Here is a 19830-nt window from a genome sequence, read left to right as displayed (position 1 = left end):
CTGATTATCCAATTCACGTACTGTTCCGTCTTTTTCAACATAAACATATTCAAAATTTGCTTTGTTCTTATTCAAGAATTGTGAGTTTTAAATGAAGTTCAGGTTTTTTTTAAATGTTTTACAACGTGATTGTGTATGATTTCGTTGCGTTTTTAAGCACTAAAGTTAGCAAATAAATCACAGATAGAAAGTCCGCGAGGACTTTCGTAAGTAGGCTATAACTAGCAATGAATTATACACGTTGTTGCCAACTGGCTTTATTTCATTATTTCAGTCAGATACACGATTCCGAAAATCCAACCAATATAGAGTAGAGTGTAAGTCAGAGAGTAAACTGCTGAAATTCCAATATCTCCTTTTGTATCTTTTGATTTATTAAATACCAATTTTAAAGCTCTGAAAAAAATCCAATACAACATTGCTAAAATAATAAATATCGAAAACCAAAAGACAGCCTCCAAAAGGATTAGTAATACAATTATCAAAATCGTCATTCCAATCCACAATAGAATTGATAAAATCAATCCACCAATTCCGTCTCCAACATCAATTGATGGCGTATCAAAAGTTGGTGAAGCATTTCCCATTATATCTCCTCTTTTAAAATTCCGAAATTTTGGAAAATTGTCAATCAGTCCAATTCCTTTATAAAGTCCATAAGTCATAAATAGGAATAGTGACGTTGCAATAATTCCCAATGACAAGTACAGATTTGAAGTCAGACTTCTGTTGTAATTAATTCCAGTCAGATAAACAGTCAGAATTGTAATTCCGATTAAGAGTAATGAAACTATGAAAACGGATTTTCCTTTTAAATAATTCTGTTTAATTTTCAATTCAGAGGTTTTTGGTCAGCTTGTTGGCAACGGTTTTGTATATGGTTTGTAGCGTGTTTCAGCGAGTAAGTTAGTAAATAATTCCGTAAGATAGAAAAGCCGAGAGGCTTTTCGCAAGTAAGCACAGACCAAGCTATAAACTATATACGTTGTTGGCTAACGTTTTTTTCTTTTCAGCGTTCTGTTCCTACGTAATATTTCCGAACGATTTGTTTTTCAGACGTTATGTTCATTTTTTACTTAAAAATCAAAAAAAAATCTCCGAATTATTATTCCGTTTTTTCCGCAAAGAGAATCTTTTTTTTAATTCGACCGAAACATTGAGCAATCACAAACGATTCATTTAAGCAACTAAAATTGGATTAATCAAATTGCGAACAGATCAGACGTAATGTTTTGACATTCTGCATATCAGCCAAAAGTTGAGGATTGCGATATTTTCGAATTAAAGAACTGAAGTTGGGAAAGCCGAATTTCGTGCGTTATATTCCGCAAGAGTATTAAAATCCAGCGTAATATTTTTAAGGTTCAGATTTGATTTCGGATTAGGTTTTTTTCGCGCATAAACTAGCTAAAAGTAGAGTAGAAGCGGTAAAATTGCAAGTGCGCGAAAATGTTTGCCAACGGTTTAGTATATGATTTTGTAGCGTTGTTTGAGCAAGTAAGTTAGCAAATAAATATTGAAATAGAAAAACCGCGAGGTTTTTCGTGAGTAGGCTAGAAGCAGCTATAAATTATATACATTGTTAGCTAAGGTTTTTTCTTTTTGCGAACTACTCCTTTGTGTATTTTCGGACGGTTTGTTTTTCAGACGTTTATTCATTTTTTACTTAAATATCAAAAAAATATCCGAATTATTATTCCGTTCTTTTCCGCAAAGAGCATCAGTTTTGTTTTCAACCTAAATTTACGTAATATCAGAATCGATTGATTTAATCAACTAATTTCAAACTTTTTAAGCAGCGAATAGTTCGGCCGTACGTTTTGCCATTCCGCTTATCAGCCAAAAGTTGAGGATTGCTGTAATATTGATTTAATGATCAGAAGTTGGGTGGCCTAAATTCGCGCGTAACGTTCCGCAAGAGTAAGAAATTCCAGCGTAATATTTTTTAAGGTTCCGCTTTAAATTCCAGCGTAGTTTTGATTTGAAAATAAGCACAGGATTTAGTGATTGCGCGGAAATTGCAAGTTAGCACCAAAATCTTTGCTAACGGTTTCGGCTATGAGTAGTTGCGTGGTTTAGCGCTTAACTTTGCAAGTACACACCAAACTGAAAATCCTCGAGGATTTTCAGAAGGAAGCGAGAACAAGCAATTACTTATAGCCATTGTTGTAAAACGTTTTTTTATTTCCAGTAATAGTAAAATCGGATTCGATAAGTCGAAGCTCCGAAAATCATGTTTAGTTTCATAAATTTTGATTCAGATTCCCAAATTGTATTTCTCGACAAGTAATCTGGTCCACCATAATCTGATTTTGTCTCTTGTGGTTGGTTGTCTTGTTCGATTGGTTGTCCAAACTCCGAAATCAATTGTTTTTTAATCCGCTCATATTCCGCATTGTACTCGGTCAGTTTTTTGCTTTGCGTTTCCCAATCTTTTTTTTTGTCAAAGTAATTCCCATAACGATTATTTTCCCAATCGTAACTGACATATCTTAAAATCGAGTCAGGTTTTGAGTAAAAATATTCTGCATAGACTGGTAATAAATTTGTCTTTTGTCTTTTTATTATTAAAGGGTTTGCCATTTCAAATTCCTTTACTTTCGGGTAAATACTCTCTGAAAGACTTACATTTTGGTTTAAAAATTCGGAATTTGGATTTAATTGAGATTCAAAATTTTTCACTTCTTCTATTGTAGATTGTTTTGTCCATAAGTCCAATTTTTTTGAACTCGAACAGCTGGAAATAATAAATCCAATTAAAATCAGAAGTTTAAATTTTCTTGTCATTTGCGTTTTCAAAATGTTTTACAACGGTTTTGTATATGGCTCGTAGCGTGCAAATTAGCGATAACTTTTCGGTTAAGCACGAGCCGAATTTTTTAATTTTATTATTACTTTTTCTTTTCAATAAGCCAAATTAAAAAATTTGGCGGACTTGCAAATATGCCTTAGATTCGATTAAGCAACTAATTAGCTATGAGCTATATACGGTGTTGTGTGGCGTTTTTTATTTTAAATTATATCATTTGCGTCTACTTTAAATCCTGCAGATTTTAGCTCTTTAACAAGTCTGAATTTCCAATTTTCAGTTTCGTCAATTAAAGTGTAAAGAACTCCTGAAATATCACTTGGAAGTTCTACTCCTTGTTCATAAAGAGGCATTACATTTTCTCGACCAATTTTAGCAATAAAGTATCCTAATTCAAGAATTACATTTTGTCTTGCTCTTTTATTATGATTACTTTCAGACTTTACATTCCCAAAATCATCATACGTCAAAAGTATTACAGCAAAATTCACATTTGAATGCTTTTCAAATTTTTCAATTACTGTTTGTCCTTCGTTACTTTGTTCGTGAAGTATTACTGGGCGTAATTTCAATTTTTCAATAGTTCTTGCTACTTTTTCTTTCAGTTCTTCATTATGACCGTGTACAATGAAAACGTCTTTTTTATTTGCTTTAGAATTTGAAGTCTTTTTTGAAGTGGTAGATTTCGTAACAACCTTTTCAGGTAAATTCAATTTTTTATGTTTGTCAAAAGCATTCTTAACTTCATTGATTGCTTCTTCGGAAAATTCCGCAACTGTCATAGCTTCGATAATATCTGAAAAGTCTTCGTTTGTCTTTTTATACTCTATGAACGAAACGATAATTAAAGTAACTACATTTTCGACTTTTTCATTTTCGTGACTCGCATTTAAAACTACAGCTAAAGTGTCAATGTTATCTCCTCTTTTGTGGTCCATTCCAAGTGAGAAATACCGTCTATTTTCCTTTATCTGCTCATAAATATTTTGCCACCATTCATAAAATCCATTTTGAGACATAGCCATTTTAAATTCTCTTGAAATCAAATAGTCTCCAATCATATGATTTTTTAAATCACTAAATATTATCTCGTATCTCGGTTTTATATCTTCTTTCATTCTGTTTTTTCAAATGACACACAACGGTCTTGTATATGGCTCGTAGCGTGTAAATTAGCGATTATTTTCGGATTAAGCACAAGCCAGATTTTTAAATTTTACTATTTATTTTTTTTATTGGAAATCGTCAAATTTAAAAATTTGGCGACTTTCCAAATATGCCTTAACTTTGATTAAGCAACTAATTAGCTATGAGCTATATACGTTGTTACCCAACGTTTTTTATTCCGTTATTGAACTCCAGTTTTCCCCTGTTTTTATTCTGTGAATTTGCATATCAGATACTCCAAAACGTTTTGCAATCATACTCATTCTATTCTTACTATTTTTTAATTGACGTTTTATAATTTTTACTTTTCCCTCGTTTAATTTCCCAATATTTTTGTTCCGTTTTTTAACAATTTCGTTCCAATTTGGATGGTTAAATTGATGAAGTTCTTTTTCTCTTTTAGTTGCCCATTTTAAGTTTTCAATTCGGTTGTCAGTTTTATCATAGTTCAAGTGAATAACACAAATTCCGTTATTTTTTTCAAGAAAATGTTCGGCAACAAGTTTGTGAACGTATCTGCTTGTCTGTTTTCCGTTCTTTTTTTGTTTAAGTGGTAAATTCTGATATCCGTTTATAAAATATTCTTTCACAATAAATTCTTCGTCCGTTTTGCAGTTTATTATTCTACCGTAATTGGATATTTTAAACTTTTCTTTTTCGGAAATCTTGTCGTCAAATTCAATCTCTTTCCATTCTTCTTTCCAATAATTTCGTATCATTCTCGATTTTTTTTTCAAATGTTGGGTAACGTGTTTGTATATGGTTTGTTGCGTGGATTAAGCAACTAATTTAGTAAATAATTACCGACAAAGAAAGTCCGCGAGGACTTTCGTAAGTAGGCTAGAAGCCAGCAATAAATTATATACGGTGTTGTATGCAGTACTTTAAATATTCTCAATTATATTCAAATTACTTTTATTAATATTAAATTTAGAATTTTTATTTTCAATAAATACTAAATTACCGAAAATAGGTTTCCCAATAATTCCTGCTACATTTTCACAGAATTCAGGATAATTTTTCAGAATTGAATATTTACTTTCAAAGTCTAAATATTCCTTTAAGTCATTATCTGTAATAAAATCTTTTTGTAAATTAATTACATCAATACAAATAATTAATTTGTAGTTATCTATTTTAATTAAATCTCTGTATGTTTCTTCTTTATTAGTGATTTTTGAGATTTGTGGGATGAAATTATTAATTGAAGTAATAAATGAACTTTGAGTATTTCCAAAGTATTCATCTTTTTTAAATGATTCAATTTTATTATTTAATTCTTTTTCAATTGGATTTATTTTTTTTACTTCAAATATGATATTTTGATTTTCAGATTTTACTAACCAATCTGGGGTTTTTCCATTTATCTTAGGTTCGTAGATTACTTCTGAAAATAATTGATTTAGGACATATCCAAATTCCATTTCAGAAAATAGAGATAGAATATTAATCTCATTTTTTTCTTTTATTAATTTTCTTGAAAATATTCCATTATATTTTGCATCCAAAAATTCTAGATTTCTTCTATAATCAGTTTTGTTTTTTAGGATTTTTTCAGCGGTTTCGTTCATCGTTCGGGTATTGCATACAACGGTCTTGTATATGGCTCGTAGCGTGCAAATTAGAAAATTATTTTCGGATTGAGTACAAGCCATATTTTTGAATTTTACTATTTATCTTTTTTATCGGAAATCGTCAAATTTAAAAATTTGGCGACTTTCCAAACAAGCATTAACTTCGATTAAGCAACTAATTAGCTATGAGCTATATACGTTGTTGCCATTAGTTATTTTTCCCCAAATTAACTTTAAATGTTAAATCAAATTGTATGGTTGATTACTCAGTTGTTTTTAAAAGATATTGAGCTTCTTGTAGAGCATTGCTATATAATGAGCCTCGATTCCCAAATAACTCTATCGCATTATTTAAGATTGCTTTTGAATCCATAGAAGTAGATAAAACGGTTTTGGTGTCTAAAACCTTTTCGGAATAATTTTTCTTTATTGCTTTGTTCATTACTTCTACTACAGATGTCTCATTGATTAGCATAGAAAGTTCTGATTCGTGTTTTTCTATTGCTGCTTTATAGCTGTCTGATAATTTCGTGAATTCTGCCAAAGTAAATTCATTGCTTACTAACCTATCGACTATTCCTATTCTTGCATCATTCAATTTTCTAATCATTTCAATTAATGTAAGTATACTTGTCCAATCATTAAATTTTACTGCGTGCTTTTTGCTAAAGTATATTTGATAGTAGAACGTTGTTGCTGTGATTGATTCTTCTCCAAATGTTTCTTTATCTGAAATAGTCATTGATTTTGTTGAAGTAAAAGAGAAAAAGCCTGGTGCTAATCTATTCATAGAAAAAGATGTATTAGCACCAGTACTTGAATTAGTTTTAATTGATTCGGCTATTGAACTCAATAAATCTGCATAAGTTTTAATATTTTCGGGATTCGTCAATATTACTGCTGCTGTTCCTGCTCCAGATATTAAGGATGCAGCAGTCTTTAGAACATTTGTGATAACTGGAATTAAGGTATCTGCATTAAATTCGTGCGTAAAATCCACTTTGACCGCAGAATTCCCATCAAGTTTTTCTAAGTCGTCAACTCCAATGTCTTCTTGAAATTCTCTAATTTTTGATTCAAATACAGCTTCTTCTGATTTAGCTAAATCACTAATATTCTTTTCAAGTTTTTTAATAGCTTTAAGAGCTTCTTCTGATTTTTTTTGTGCTCTCCTTACTGATGCGCTTCTACAGGCCATAATGTTTAATTTATTGGTTAATTTTAATGTATACTCTTCTCGGTTATTCTAAACCATTTACAAAATCTTCTTTCTGTAAAACTAATCCTATCTATTTTACCGTGATTATCTTCATAACCTTTGGAAGCAAAAAAGCAATGACTTCTTGAGGCTCCAATAACTCCTTTATATTGCCAGATATATTTTCTGCCAATACTTCTTATATTTTGCCTTAAGCCTATCCAATGTGGACCTTCTAAATAATACTCGCCTTTATTAAGAGTTTCAGCAGCTTCTTCAAATGACATACCAGATTGGTTATCATTGTCTTCCAACTGAGATCTTTTAGCCATAGCCGTATAACATAGTATAGCGTAATTTAAAACATCTTCATTTTCTAAAGGTATAAATTTAGATAGAATAGCACCTTTTTTCATTTCCTCCATTGTAAATTCAAGTTCAAATCCATCCCTCATTATTACATTACAGATATTATTATCCCAACTATGCTGGAATATATTATTTATACCAAATATTTCAATACCTGCTTTGATTATTGCAATTGAAACACAATTACCTGTTCCACCTTGTCTAAATGCTTTTATTAATTCTTTATTATCCATATTTTCTTTATTTAAAGATGATACTTTTTTTAATGCTATGAAATACCCATTAGCAGGTATTTTTTAATTAATGGCAACGGTCTCGTATATGGTTTGTTGCGAGATTATAACTCTAAATTTAGTAAATAAAACTGAAAGGTAAAATTCCAACGGAATTTTTCTTGAACTGCTATAAGTAGCAATGAACTATATACATTGTTGGCTAACGTATTTTATTTGTTGATTCAGCCGTGATCATTGCGTACTGCTGATAAATTAATTTTTTTCAGACGTTTTTGACATAAGTGGCTAAACAGAAACCTTAGCTTTTTGCTCTTACTCAATTAAAGGACCGAACTTAATTAAATTTTATTCAGGCTATTTTGCCGTGAGATCTTGTTTAATTTTAGCGAACTGATTAGTTTTAGATATTATTCAGCGTTGTGTTTTTTAATTTTCAGCGTTCTGATTTGCGATTAGATTTTTAGTAGAAACTTCTCAAAACTTAACAGACTAAACTCTTAATTTCCGTAAAATTGTAGGTGCGCAGAATATGTTTGCCAACGTTGTTGTATATGGTTTGTTGCGTGTTTTAAGCAACTAATTTAGTAAATAATTACCGACCAAGAAAGTCCGCGAGGACTTTCGTAAGTAGGTGAGAAGCCAGCAATAAATTATATACGGTGTTGGCAGTAGTATTTATTCTTCTTTTAGACTTTCTTCGGATTTCCCATTAAATAAGTCATACATTGCAATAGCTACTATTCCTAAAACTTCTATTGTTGTAGTTGTTAATAGAGTATTTAAAACACTTTCACTCAAGCAGTATTTTTCGTTATTGTTAACTAATATTTCTCCAACTTTCCAAAGCCAAGCACTTACAATGAGAGTTGCCCAAATAGCTAAATAAATTCTAAGATTGGTGTTAGAGCGATATCGTTTATTTTTTAATGACTTGTAAGTGGTTTTAGAGTAATCTGTATTTTTATTGAATTGTTCAGTTTCTTTTTCAGACCTCGTATCTGTTTCGGCTGGTTCAGGTTCAATAAATGCAAGAAAATCCTCTAAATTTGTTGACATATTTTTAAGCGGTTTGTTCAGCTTTATTTACCAACAAAATCTTTTTGTAATAGTCTTTTATGTAGTTTTCTGGTATTTGCAATGAAAGGTAATTAGCGTTTTTAACACTATTCCATACCTTAGACCAAGGTGTATCAAATAAGTGAGTTTTAGCACTAAGTTCTGTTCCTGTAAATTTCCCATATACAGCCCAAATTCTATCTAAAAATTTTTCATCTTTCACATCGCCAAGATTAACAACCTCTGAAAATTCTTTTTTTATTGGATTATTTCCGAAATGTTTGTATTCGTGATAAAGAGAAGCAATGACTGGACCATATTTCCAAGCTTCTGGATTTTCATCAATTAAAGTATTATCTGTAATACCTAAATACCAACCGTGAGCTATGTAGACTAATTTTATTAGCTTCATTGGTGTGATGCCCTTTTCTTGTCCATATTTAGATAAGAAATAATCCGCTATTTTATTTGGTCTATAAGTCATATAGTAAATATACTAAAAAAAAACAATTTGTTATTTCAAATTAATCGGCAAATATAAGAAAAACTTTATACAAGATTTAATTTCACAAATATGCTTTATATTACTGCCAACGTGATTGTATATGGTTTGTTGCGAGGTTTAAGCAACTAATTTAGTAAATAATTACCGACCAAGAAAGTCCGCGAGGACTTTCGTAAGTAGGCGAGAAGCCAGCAATAAATTATATACGGTGTTACCCAACGTTTTTTATCATTTCGTCTATTCTATTTTCCGCTTCTGTTTTTAAAATTCCATCGTAAAAATCTCTAACAAATGGATGGTCAAAATCTTCGTGAGGAAAAATTTCAGGTCTGTCATTTCCACCTTTTGTCATTACATCACAAGGAATAGAAGATGTATCTCCATATTCAGGAACATTGCTACATAACCAACCAAAATATCCAGTTTCGTGATTCGGATTATTATAATTTTCTTTATAGTCTAAATAACTTTTTTCGCTTAAAGAAACCCAAAGTCCATATTCCAAAGTTTCACAAGCGTCCTTTACTTTTTGAGTAAGCGTAACTCTAATAAAACGGTCAATTTGGTCTTCGTAATGAATTTCGCAAAAGTCCGATTCTAATTTTCCAAGTTCTGTTTTTTCTTTATCAGACAAAAAATCGTAATTCGCAGGTGATTTAAACGCTAAAGCAGGCCATTCCGAATGAACTTTTCCACATTCAGGACATTTAAATTCCGCTGTTTTATTTTTCTTTCTTTTCCAGAACATTAATTTCTCCGTTTTATAAAAATTAGACACGAAATTATTGTCAAAAATAAAATCCCGATTGTTCCATAAATTATCAAATTCAGCCACATTCCTACGTTGTGAATTCCAGAAGCAAATTTGTTCAAAATCGGTTCAGCCGAAAAGAATAAAACGATTGTCAAAATGACAAAAGTTAATAGATGAATTCCTATGATTTTTCGTTTTCTCAATGTTTCTCTCAAATGTTGGGTAACGGTCTCGTATATGATTTGTTGCGTGTTATAAGCGAGTAAGTTAACAAATAAAAACCGAAATAGAAAAACCGTGAGGTTTTTCGACAGTAGGCAAGAAGCAGCTATAAATTATATACATTGTTGGCTAACGTTTTTTCTTTTTACGAACTACTCCTTTGTGTATTTATAGGATCTTTGGTTTTTCGTACGTTGTTTCGTTTTTTACTTAAATGTCAAAAAAATCTTCAAATTATTATTCTGTTTTTTTCGCAAAGAGTATCAGTTTTGATTTTCGGCCGAAATTTCGTGACATCAGAATCGATTGATTTAAACAACTAGTTTCAATTTTTTAAAATTGCGAACAGTTCAGCCGTACGTTTTGCCATTCCGCTTATCATCCAAAAGTTGAGGATTGCTATAATTTTGAATTAAAGAACCGAAGTTGGGTAAGTCGAAATTCGTGCGTAAAGTTCCGCAAGAGTAAGAAATTCCAGTGTAATATTTTTTTAACGTTCAGCTTTAAATTCCAACGTATTTTTCTGAAGCAAGTAAGCACAGAATTTCGTAAAAGTCTTGAAATTGTTGGCACGCGCAAAATGTTTGCCAACGGTTTTGTATAAGATTAGTTGCGTGTTTAAGCACTAAAGTTAGCAAATAAATCACAGATAGAAAGTCCGCGAGGACTTTCGTAAGTAGGCTAGAGCTAGCAATTAATTTTATACGGTGTTGTAGCCAGTTTTTATTTATTTAATTAATAAGGTTAGTTTGTCAAAAATATGTCTAAAATTATTCCATTCATTTTCTGAAATATTGATTTCGTTTTTGAAAATATGGTTTGCAAATTGTTCTTTTGATAATGTCAGGTCATTTCCATTTTCATCGAATACATTTGAATCGATTATAACTTTTTTTGAAGCTTTATTTAAATTATTATTATCTCCTCCAAGGTTAAGACTTTTATTTTCTAAATGTCTTTTTGTTTTGTGGTCAAATTCTTCTCCAATAAATAACCTTTTTTCATTAATAACTGTTTTAATTGTAATGTCTGAAAATAATAATTCAGTTGAAATGTTGTCTGGCTCAATAATTAATGAATATGTATTAGTTTTTTTATCATTAATAATTTTGGCTTTTTTATCATCGGAATCAAATATTCCTATTTTTATTATAGGTTTTTGTTTTCTGTGAATTTTCTCTGAAGTAATAAATGATTCTAGAAACTTATTGAGTTGTGTAACTGAACTACTTAATTCAATTCTGGTTCCACAAACATTGTTTTCAACATCTTTTTGGCTTCCAAATCGCAAAAAATAGTGATTTTTCAATTCAAGGTATTCTCCAATATTATGGAAGTAATTTAGTGCAGAAAGAAAATATTTCCAATCAGTTTTACCTTCTGTTATGATAATGACTTTTTGGGATTCATCTAACTTGATTAATTCATTTTTTAAATGGATATTTTCTTTAACTATTTTTTCTTTCTCGTCTTCATACTCAAGTAAATCTCTTAAATCATTAACTATTGGATTTATTTTATCATTATCGGCAACTATGATTTCAAATGCATCTATTGTGAAAAAGCCTATTTGGATTCCTTTTTCTAATCCTCCAAGTTTAAATGTTCTGTTTAAGTTTAATTCAAAACCAGCAGTGTTTTTTAGAGTTTGATAAAAGTTTAATTTAATTCCTTCTTTCGTAATTACTGGAATTTCTTTTACAAAGTCTTTAATGTCCTCATTTATGATTTCTATATAAAACTCATTATTAAAATTGTAATTGTAGGTTCTATAAAGAACAAAGCCTCCAATGCAACTATATAAAATAGTCTTACTGTATTTTGAGTCTTTTGTTACGCTATGTCTAATGCTGTCTTTTAAACTCGGATTGTGAGTATTATTTGTTATAAAGATTAAGTCAATAAAATGGTCAGCAATAAAATCTAAATTACTTTTTTCAAGTAGTTGCAGTTTTTCATTAAATAATTTCTTAATAATATTAATACTCATAGTTTAATTTATTGAATTCGGAATGGTGATGTCAAATTGGCTACAACGTTTATGTATATGGAAAGTTGCGTGTTTGTGTGCGAGGATTTTCCGAAGGAAAATCGGAAGCAAGCAAACAAAGCAACTAACATTGGTTAAGCTAAAACTAGCAATTTTTTATATACGGTGTTGTGTTTTCGTTGTTTTTTTTCTTACAATTTTTGGTCAGTCGTAAAATTCTTTTTTTTTTTTTTTCGTTTCGCTAGTCAGTCCGCCGCAACAGTTGCGCACTGCTTTGGTCAGTCGGATGTTTTTTGATTTTTTAATACGCAAACAAGCTAAAAGTCAGATGCGTTTTTTATTCCACGTTTAAGTGAGAATCAGACGTAACATTTGAAATTCCGCAATACAATTTTTCTGTTTTTTCTTTCTTAAAATTCAAAAAAAAATCCGAAAATCAAACTAGGTTTTTTTTCGGTTCGAGTGCGTTCCGCAATGAAACACAACGGTCTAGTATATGAAAAGTAGGGCAGTTGATAAGCACTTATTTTCGGATTTATACTGAGCCATATTTTTTGTTTTATTTTTATCTTTTTTCTAAAATACAAATTAAAAATGTGGCGGACTTTGCAGACAAACATAAACTTTCGATTTAGCAATAATTGCCCTATTTTTTATATACATTGTTACCTGCTGGCTTTTCTTCCGCAAACTTGCTAGCGTTGGCGTGAAAGCTCTTTTAAATTTGTGAGGCACGAGCAAAATTTAAATGTGCTTGCACTTGCGTTGGCTTCATTCCTCAAATTTTAAATATGGGTTTAAATTAACCATTTTCCAAAGTCCATCACTTTCATCATAATCAAAAAAGACACCATCAACATCATTTACAGAAGAGAAATCAATTTCAGAAGTACTTATATCTTCTAATAATTTATAATCTGGACTTGCTAAATATTGTATTCCATTAATTTTCTTTGCAAGTAGACGAGTAGTTGTCTTATGCTTATCAGGAAATGTGAAATTTGGTACTGACCGTAAAACGATAATTTCTCTTCTTGAAAATTTAGATAGTAAAACAATCCATTTATATGCTCCTTCAGAAATTAAATCTTTGTATTTGTCTATGTTATTGATTAAATCATTTTTGTAAAATTTGATGCTTTTATCCCATAATTCATTGTCGTATAATCCACTAATTTCATTAGCTGAAGACCTTGACCTAATTCCACATTGATAAATTTTGACACTTACTAAATTTGGTAAACCGAGTTCAACTAATATTGATAGTTCCTCAATTGTATCTGCTTCAACATTGAGTTCTATATTTCTTAGTTTTTTTGAGATTCCGTTTAAAACCCAAGGAAGGCTGAATGAATAATATTTGGTAACTATATTAGTTGCTTCTTCAAGAGTTGCTATTTCTGATAAAGGAACAGCTTTTAACCATTTATTTCTTATTTCATCTTCATTTACACTTTCTATAAATTCTTCAGAAAGAACATTAATTTCTTTAATTTCATTTTCAATATCTTTGAGCAAGTTAATTTTCGAATCGATATTTATGTCATTTGATAAATAATCTTGAATAATGATTATTAACTTATCTAATTTATCTTCGATTTGTAAATCGCTATTTAGAGGTATACCAGATTTAATTATTGAATTCCATTTACTTTTGTCATTGCCTACTTTTGTTACGATTCCTTTAGTTCTTGCTTTAAGAAACTGAATTACTTCTTCTCCAGTAATTTCCTCAGACTTCTCTGCCTGAATATAAGCTAATGAATTTCTAAAGTAATCATCAGTCCATCCATAATTATCATCATCTGTACTATTTAGACTATGTAATGATAATAGTCCATCATCAATCCAATCTAAGGTGTTATTAATTGCTTCTGAATTTTCGTGTATATCTGAAATGTTATTATCTGCTATTAATTCTATTAATTGTTCAAATGATACATCATTTGAGTTAGCTATTTTTTTTAGGATTTTAATTAACTCTAAGCAACCACTCTGTGCATTATCAATTTTAGCTTTATCGAAATAGTCAAATATTAGATTTCTTTCCCAATTAACTTTTCTTGATTTTTTATTTACCGTATCTAATGCTACTAAAATCTTCCCTTCGTGGTCTACAAATGCTCTTCCAGCTCTTCCAGCAATATTCCAAAAATCCCTAGAAGTAATTAGATTACCTGCTTGATATAATGTCGAGAATATTACGGTAGACACACCCAAATTAACTCCTTGGCCTAAAGTTGAAGTTGCAATTATAACTCTAGGTTTTTCTTTACTCATTAACCTTTCAAGTGGTAATCTAACATCTGATAATAAATCAGCATTATGGCATAAGATTCCTTTTCTAGCAAAATATAGCCATTCTGATTTTTCACCATAAGATTCAATACAAGCTAGCTCAAATGCATTCCAATCATTTTGATTTTTTAATACAAATTCGGTTTCATCAGTAAGACATTTATCATATTCTCTTGCAATAGTAAAAACAGACCTTTTTTGTCCAACAAAAATTAAAACAGGTCCGAAGGTTCTAAGTTTATATGCTGTGCTAGCTATTGCTTGGTTTTTTGTCTCAGGAAAGTGCCTTATTCTAGTTTGTCTACCTTTTAATGGTTGCTCTACACTTTGGATAAATTTTGGGTTAAAAGAGTTCCTTTCTGCATCAGTACTTCTCCAATTTAAGTCAACAGAATTACCATTCCATTGAAGAACACCTAAACGTTCATCAGAAGGTCTCCAATTTTCTTTAAAAACATTTTCGCTTGAGTCGGTTAGCCATTCTGCTAAATCTTCTGCATTAGGAAGAACGGCTGATAACAATAAAAATCTGCCTGTATTTTGTTTAATAAAATATCTTAATTCTTCGTAAAAAATTTCATTGACAATTAGCCTTTTATTTGCTCCTAGTAAATGACCTTCATCTATAACAACAAGTTTTATTTGATTTAGAATTTCATTGTTACCTCTAAGCATAGCTTTTGCTTTCTCTGGTGTTGCTATTATTACATCAGATTCATCAATTACTTTCTCGTCAAGTTTACTAAATAAGCTACCACCATAAAGGTGTGATACGGATATTCCGATACTATGAAATATTTCGTCTAATGAATTTTCAATTTCATAAGCTAATGACCTAAATGGTGCGATATATAATACTTTACTTCCTTTGTTTTTTGAAATAGAATCTAATATTGCTATTTCGGCAATTCTTGTTTTTCCGCTACTTGTTGGTATACTTACCACACATCCATTATTTTCTTCGCCAATTACTTTAGATAATGAATTACGCTGAGTTATGAATAATTCATATATCCCTCCATATTTTTTATACGTTAACGAATGAATATAATTGCGAGCTAGTCCATCACTAGTGTCAAAATATTTTTTAAGCGAATCCCATAAAGAAGCTTCTGAAATACCATCTGTTATTATTATCAATAATCTAACTACCCACCAAACATCAGGTTCGTTTTTAATCTCAGCAATTATTTTTAAATTTTTAAGATTGATTTTGGCTAATTCTAAAAGATTCTTATCTCCTGTGTAGAAGTATTTAATGAAGTTATTTAAAGATTTTGCAATAGTTATTTCATAGATGTTTTTACTTGAATCTATCTCTTCATTATTTTCTGATAAATAGTCGTCAGTATAAATTTCATTTACCATCATACTATTTATTGTCTCCTGAAGTTCTTGATAATTTCGACTAAGAAATAAGGAAACAATTTTTGAAATAACAGTATCATTTTCAATTTTCTTAATTAATATGAATGCTTTTGAGTATTGAAAACAAACGTAATATGACAAAGCTGAAATAAGTCCATAGTAATTGCCTAGATTAGTTTTGACTTCAGGCGAACCGTGAATGTTTTCTATTATTGAGGCTCCTTTTTCTAAAGGGAATATTCCATTTTTTAAATGTTCATTTTCAATAAACCTACATCCTAAATTAAGATAATGAAATGCGAGAAGATTTAACTTATCGTCTTTAATAGTGTATTTGGGAAAGTTATCTAGACTTTCTGAAGTATTATAAAGAATGTATCTAGCATTTGCTTGTGCAATTAGATTTTGAAGTGTAGAGTCTTTTTCAACCTTATCTAATTTTTCTTGAATTTGGTCAAAAGTCATAAAGTTGATGGATTAGCGATTAGTTCATTTGCTTTCTCAAAAACAAGATTTATGAAATTTTCAGGATTTTTAATGCCAATAGAAATAAAAATTAGTTCTGGATTATCATTGCTGAGATTTCGCTCAACATTAGCAGATGTATTTTCGTTACTCAATAGTAAACCTGTATAAATTAGTTGACTTTTATCCTTGATATCTTGCACAATAAAATCATCTAGCCTCAAAGCTAATTCTTCATTAGTTTTAGCAATTTCCTCAACTAAGAAAGAATAAGATAAAGGCATTTTTTCTTTTTCTAATGAAGACGAAATATCGTCTACAGCTGTTTTATCTGGGATTTTTCGGAATTTAGATTCTCCTAGATAAATTTTCAAATCATCTCCACTTTCTTGTTGTAAAAGGTCAACCATTAATGTGTCATCTCCTTTTATTGCTTGGTCAACATTGGGATTGTACTTAAGTTTAAAAACTTTAATTAATTCACGATTTAAAGTGCTTTGAATGTATTCCGTAAGTAAAATTTCTGTCGCATTTCCTTTTTTTACTTTATCTGCAATTGGTAGTTTTCTGTTTTGTTCAGCGTATTTTTGAAAACCTAATTCTCCATATTTTTTCTTGAGTTGTTCTAATCGAAAAGTAGAGTAGTGATGACTGATTAATTTATTAGCCATCCATAAAATCAAATCTTCATTTTCTTCATTATTTATCTCAGTTAATTCTCTATGACATTTGGTATCTGTAGTAGGAATGTCATTAGCTTTTAGCCAAGTTCCAAGAGGATGTTCTGCGTTTGGATGATTTCCAATTAAATCAGTTTGTTTAGTCATTTTTTTGTATTTCTAAGCGTTGGCAAAAGGCAAGCTCTTTTTATTTTGTGAGGCACGAACAAAATGAAATGTGCTTGACTGTGCGGTTGGCTTTTCAGCTTGCAGGTAACGGTTAGTATATGAAAAGTAGGCGATTTCGAAGCACCAAACTTTCGGTTAAGCACAAGCTTTGATACGAGCCAAAAGCCTTGAATTTATTGCTGTTTCGCCTATTTTTCATATACATTGTTGTGGTGTCGTATTTTTTAATTCATAAATTTTGTCATTATTCCTAATTGCAATAACATAAATCCACTTATTATCATTACGAAAATTGCGAATTTCTTTATGTCATTCAATTCTCGTCCATCTTTTAAAATCAATCGCCTAAAATCTGCTGAAATTAGGCTGAATAGAGCAGTCAGAAATAAAAGTCCAATTGCAGCTAAAACTCCGTTACCAATTGGAAATCCATCTGTTTTTCCAAGAAAGAATGGAATGAAATCGGTCAAGAAAAGTAAGTTCCAAACAACTATTGCTCCAATTGCAAAACCTTTTTTGATTGGAAATCCTCCTTTTGCCTGTTTTTCAATTATTGTTCTGTCAATTTTTTGTTCGGTTGCATTTTGATTATTTAAAAATCCCGTTTCTTTAATTTGTCGAACAACAGAATTTGGGTCTTTAAAAGTCCAAAAAATCACTCGTTCTTTATAGTTAGCAACTTTATGATTTATTTTTATTCCTTGTCCAAGAATTGGAATCATTGTATAAGGTTCGATTGAAATAATGTCTGAAGCTTGAAAAGTCAAATTTCCGATAATCGAAGCGTTTAATTCCAATCTGTCTTTATTCACTTTTAAAGTCGCAAATGGAAATGTCGCATTAGCCATTCCAATTCTTGCTCCACCTGTTAATTGTAATTCGTTCATTCTGTTTTTGGTCGGTTTTTAATATGCACCACAACGTTTATGTATAAGAATAGTTGCGGGTTTGTATGCGAGGATTTTCCGAAGGAAAATCAGACGTTACAAACACGCAACGACCTTTGATTAAGCACTAAACCGCAATTATTTTTATACGGTGTTGTACCCAGTTTTTATTTCCGATTATTTATAAAGTTTACAATCAATTTCGTGATTCATAATGTTAATCAGCAAAGAGTAATATCCTTTGTTTAAAAGACTATTACTGAATTTTTCAGCGTCTTTCGGCAACTTAAAAGGCTTTAAGATTTCCTTCGACTTGTTTTCGTAAAACACAACAATTGGATATTCGTAAATATCGAATTTATGTTGTACAAATATATTATCGCGTATCAACTCTCTATCAATTATATTTTTAACTTCAGGATTTGATTTATCCGCAATTATAGTTTTCGGTGGTCTTTTTTGTTCGTATTTGTCAGGAAATCGCATTTTTCCGATATCTTTTTTAAATCGGCTATTTATGAAATATGAAAAGTCAGAATTTGATTCGAATGTTTCAAGCGTTTTATTTGTCATATTTTTAATTAATTTTTCGGTTCAGATTGCGTTTCTCAAATTGGGTACAACGGTTTAGTATATGATTTGTAGCGTTGTTTCAGCCAGTAAGTTAGCAAATAAATACCTAAACAGAAAAATCGCGAGGTTTTTCGTGAGTAGGCTAGAAGCAGCTATAAATTATATACATTGTTAGCTAAGGTTTTTTCTTTTTACGTGCTACTCCTTTGTGTATTTCCGAACGATTTGTTTTTCAGACGTTGATTGATTTTTTACTTAAATATCAAAAAAATCTCCGAATTATTATTCCGTTTTTTTCCGCAAAGAGAATCAGTTTTGTTTTTCAACCTAAATTTTCGTGACATCAAAATTGATTGATTTAATCAACTAATTTCAAATTTTTTAAGCAGCGAACAGTTCAGCAGTACTTTTTGCCATTTCGCTTATCAGCCAAAAGTTGAGGATTGCTATAATATTGATGTAATGATCAGAAGTTGGGTAAGCCTAAATTCGCGCGTAACGTACCGCAAGAGTAAGAAATTTCAGCATAATATTTTTTAAGGTTCAGCTTTAAATTCTAGCGTAGTTTTGATTTGAAAATAAGCACAGAATTTAGTGATTGCGTTGAAATTGCAAGTTAGCCCAAAATCTTTGCTAACGTGTTTGTGTATGGTTAGTTGCGTGGTTAAGCAACTAAGTTAACAAACAAATCACAGATAGAAAATTCCAGCGGAATTTTCGTAAGTCGGCAGTGACCAAGCAATTAATTATACACGGTGTTGTGCAACGTATTTTATTCGTTTTCTTCAAGTCCGACAATGTCTTTCCGAATCTTTTTTCTCCATTTCTTTCCGTATTTTTTGTCCAAATACTCGAAAACTGTTCTATTATATTCATAAAGACTTTCCTCTGCAATTGCGTCACAGCCATACTCGACAAAATTCACATTATATTTTTTCGCAAATTTCGTGTCTGATTTATAGAAAACAGGTGCGATTCCACTTGATTCCAATATGTTTACTTTTCCGCTTTTTATGTCTTCAAGTGCTTTTTCTCGGTTAAGTCCGAATCTTGGTTTCATTACAAATTCAAATACATATTCTTTCGGTTTATCAACTCGAATTATTGTGTCAATGTTTTCATAACCCAAAGCAGTCAATTCTATAGTTTCTAAACTATCTTTTTCTCGAATTTTGTATTTATATTCAAATTCTCCCTTTTCGTTTGTAGCTGAATATCTGTATCTCGATTTATAATTCACGTAAACATTTTCCAGAGGTTTTCCATTGACTTCCGATATCACAATTCCTTTAATCAGAATTTCATTTGATTTATCATTTTGTGAAAATCCGATTATTGAATTAAGGAATAATATTGTCAGGATGAGTTTTTTCATATGTTGCACAACGGTTTAGTATATGATTTGTAGCGTTGTTTCAGCCAGTAAGTTAGCAAATAAATACTTAAACAGAAAAATCGCGAGGTTTTTCGTGAGTAGGTTAGAAGCAGCTATAAATTATATACATTGTTAG

16 protein-coding genes are annotated in these 19830 nt (G+C 30.5%); all 16 read right to left on the bottom strand.

What is annotated here, in order from left to right:
* Window positions 1–257 precede the first annotated feature (257 nt).
* The 16 genes from QMA06_RS15870 to QMA06_RS15795 all read right to left on the bottom strand — a co-directional run bounded on the left by QMA06_RS15870 (window position 258) and on the right by QMA06_RS15795 (window position 19694).
* Window positions 258–836: a hypothetical protein gene (locus QMA06_RS15870; RefSeq protein ID WP_290207897.1), complete on the bottom strand. Its 579-nt coding sequence runs from the start codon at window positions 834–836 to the stop codon at window positions 258–260.
* Window positions 837–2181: 1345 nt separating this feature from the next.
* Entirely contained in the window at window positions 2182–2718 is a 537-nt protein-coding gene (locus QMA06_RS15865) for a hypothetical protein (protein WP_290207896.1), read from the bottom strand.
* A 294-nt stretch (window positions 2719–3012) separates the two neighbouring features.
* On the bottom strand, window positions 3013–3927 hold the full coding sequence (locus QMA06_RS15860) for a nucleotide-binding protein (protein ID WP_290207895.1): 915 nt from the start codon (window positions 3925–3927) through the stop codon (window positions 3013–3015).
* Window positions 3928–4149: 222 nt separating this feature from the next.
* Window positions 4150–4695, bottom strand: coding sequence for an HNH endonuclease (locus QMA06_RS15855; RefSeq protein WP_290207894.1), 546 nt, complete (start codon window positions 4693–4695; stop codon window positions 4150–4152).
* A 165-nt stretch (window positions 4696–4860) separates the two neighbouring features.
* Complete coding sequence (locus QMA06_RS15850; RefSeq protein WP_290207893.1) at window positions 4861–5547, bottom strand: hypothetical protein; 687 nt, start codon at window positions 5545–5547, stop codon at window positions 4861–4863.
* 265 nt (window positions 5548–5812) lie between these two features.
* Window positions 5813–6748 (bottom strand): v-SNARE N-terminal domain-containing protein, encoded by a 936-nt coding sequence (locus QMA06_RS15845; RefSeq protein ID WP_290207892.1) that lies wholly within the window; start codon window positions 6746–6748, stop codon window positions 5813–5815.
* A 23-nt stretch (window positions 6749–6771) separates the two neighbouring features.
* A complete protein-coding gene (locus tag QMA06_RS15840) occupies window positions 6772–7350 on the bottom strand; it encodes a hypothetical protein (protein ID WP_290207891.1) in 579 nt (192 codons plus the stop codon).
* Window positions 7351–8028: 678 nt separating this feature from the next.
* On the bottom strand, window positions 8029–8409 hold the full coding sequence (locus QMA06_RS15835; protein ID WP_290207890.1) for a hypothetical protein: 381 nt from the start codon (window positions 8407–8409) through the stop codon (window positions 8029–8031).
* A 4-nt stretch (window positions 8410–8413) separates the two neighbouring features.
* Entirely contained in the window at window positions 8414–8893 is a 480-nt protein-coding gene (locus QMA06_RS15830) for a Panacea domain-containing protein (RefSeq protein WP_290207889.1), read from the bottom strand.
* A gap of 232 nt (window positions 8894–9125) precedes the next feature.
* Window positions 9126–9662, bottom strand: a complete 537-nt coding sequence (locus QMA06_RS15825; RefSeq protein ID WP_290207888.1) for a DUF2199 domain-containing protein — start codon at window positions 9660–9662, stop codon at window positions 9126–9128.
* Window positions 9663–10617: 955 nt separating this feature from the next.
* On the bottom strand, window positions 10618–11880 hold the full coding sequence (locus QMA06_RS15820) for a hypothetical protein (RefSeq protein WP_290207887.1): 1263 nt from the start codon (window positions 11878–11880) through the stop codon (window positions 10618–10620).
* 771 nt (window positions 11881–12651) lie between these two features.
* Window positions 12652–16011 carry a DEAD/DEAH box helicase gene (locus tag QMA06_RS15815; RefSeq protein ID WP_290207886.1) on the bottom strand — a complete coding sequence of 1120 codons (3360 nt, stop codon included), beginning with the start codon at window positions 16009–16011 and terminating at the stop codon, window positions 12652–12654.
* Window positions 16008–16838: a Hachiman antiphage defense system protein HamA gene (locus QMA06_RS15810; protein WP_290207885.1), complete on the bottom strand. Its 831-nt coding sequence runs from the start codon at window positions 16836–16838 to the stop codon at window positions 16008–16010. Before QMA06_RS15810 ends, QMA06_RS15815 begins: the two co-directional genes overlap by 4 nt.
* 245 nt (window positions 16839–17083) lie before the next feature.
* The gene (locus tag QMA06_RS15805; RefSeq protein WP_290207884.1) at window positions 17084–17746 is read right to left on the bottom strand and encodes a hypothetical protein; all 663 of its coding nucleotides are present in this window, start codon (window positions 17744–17746) and stop codon (window positions 17084–17086) included.
* A gap of 177 nt (window positions 17747–17923) precedes the next feature.
* On the bottom strand, window positions 17924–18319 hold the full coding sequence (locus tag QMA06_RS15800) for a hypothetical protein (RefSeq protein ID WP_290207883.1): 396 nt from the start codon (window positions 18317–18319) through the stop codon (window positions 17924–17926).
* A gap of 772 nt (window positions 18320–19091) precedes the next feature.
* Window positions 19092–19694 (bottom strand): FEKKY domain-containing protein, encoded by a 603-nt coding sequence (locus QMA06_RS15795; RefSeq protein ID WP_290207882.1) that lies wholly within the window; start codon window positions 19692–19694, stop codon window positions 19092–19094.
* Window positions 19695–19830: the final 136 nt, after the last annotated feature.

The organism is Winogradskyella bathintestinalis (assembly GCF_030407435.1).
Lineage (GTDB): Bacteria > Bacteroidota > Bacteroidia > Flavobacteriales > Flavobacteriaceae > Winogradskyella > Winogradskyella bathintestinalis.
Note: the sequence above shows the minus strand (reverse complement) of the source record. Positions and strands in the feature narration are given on the sequence as shown.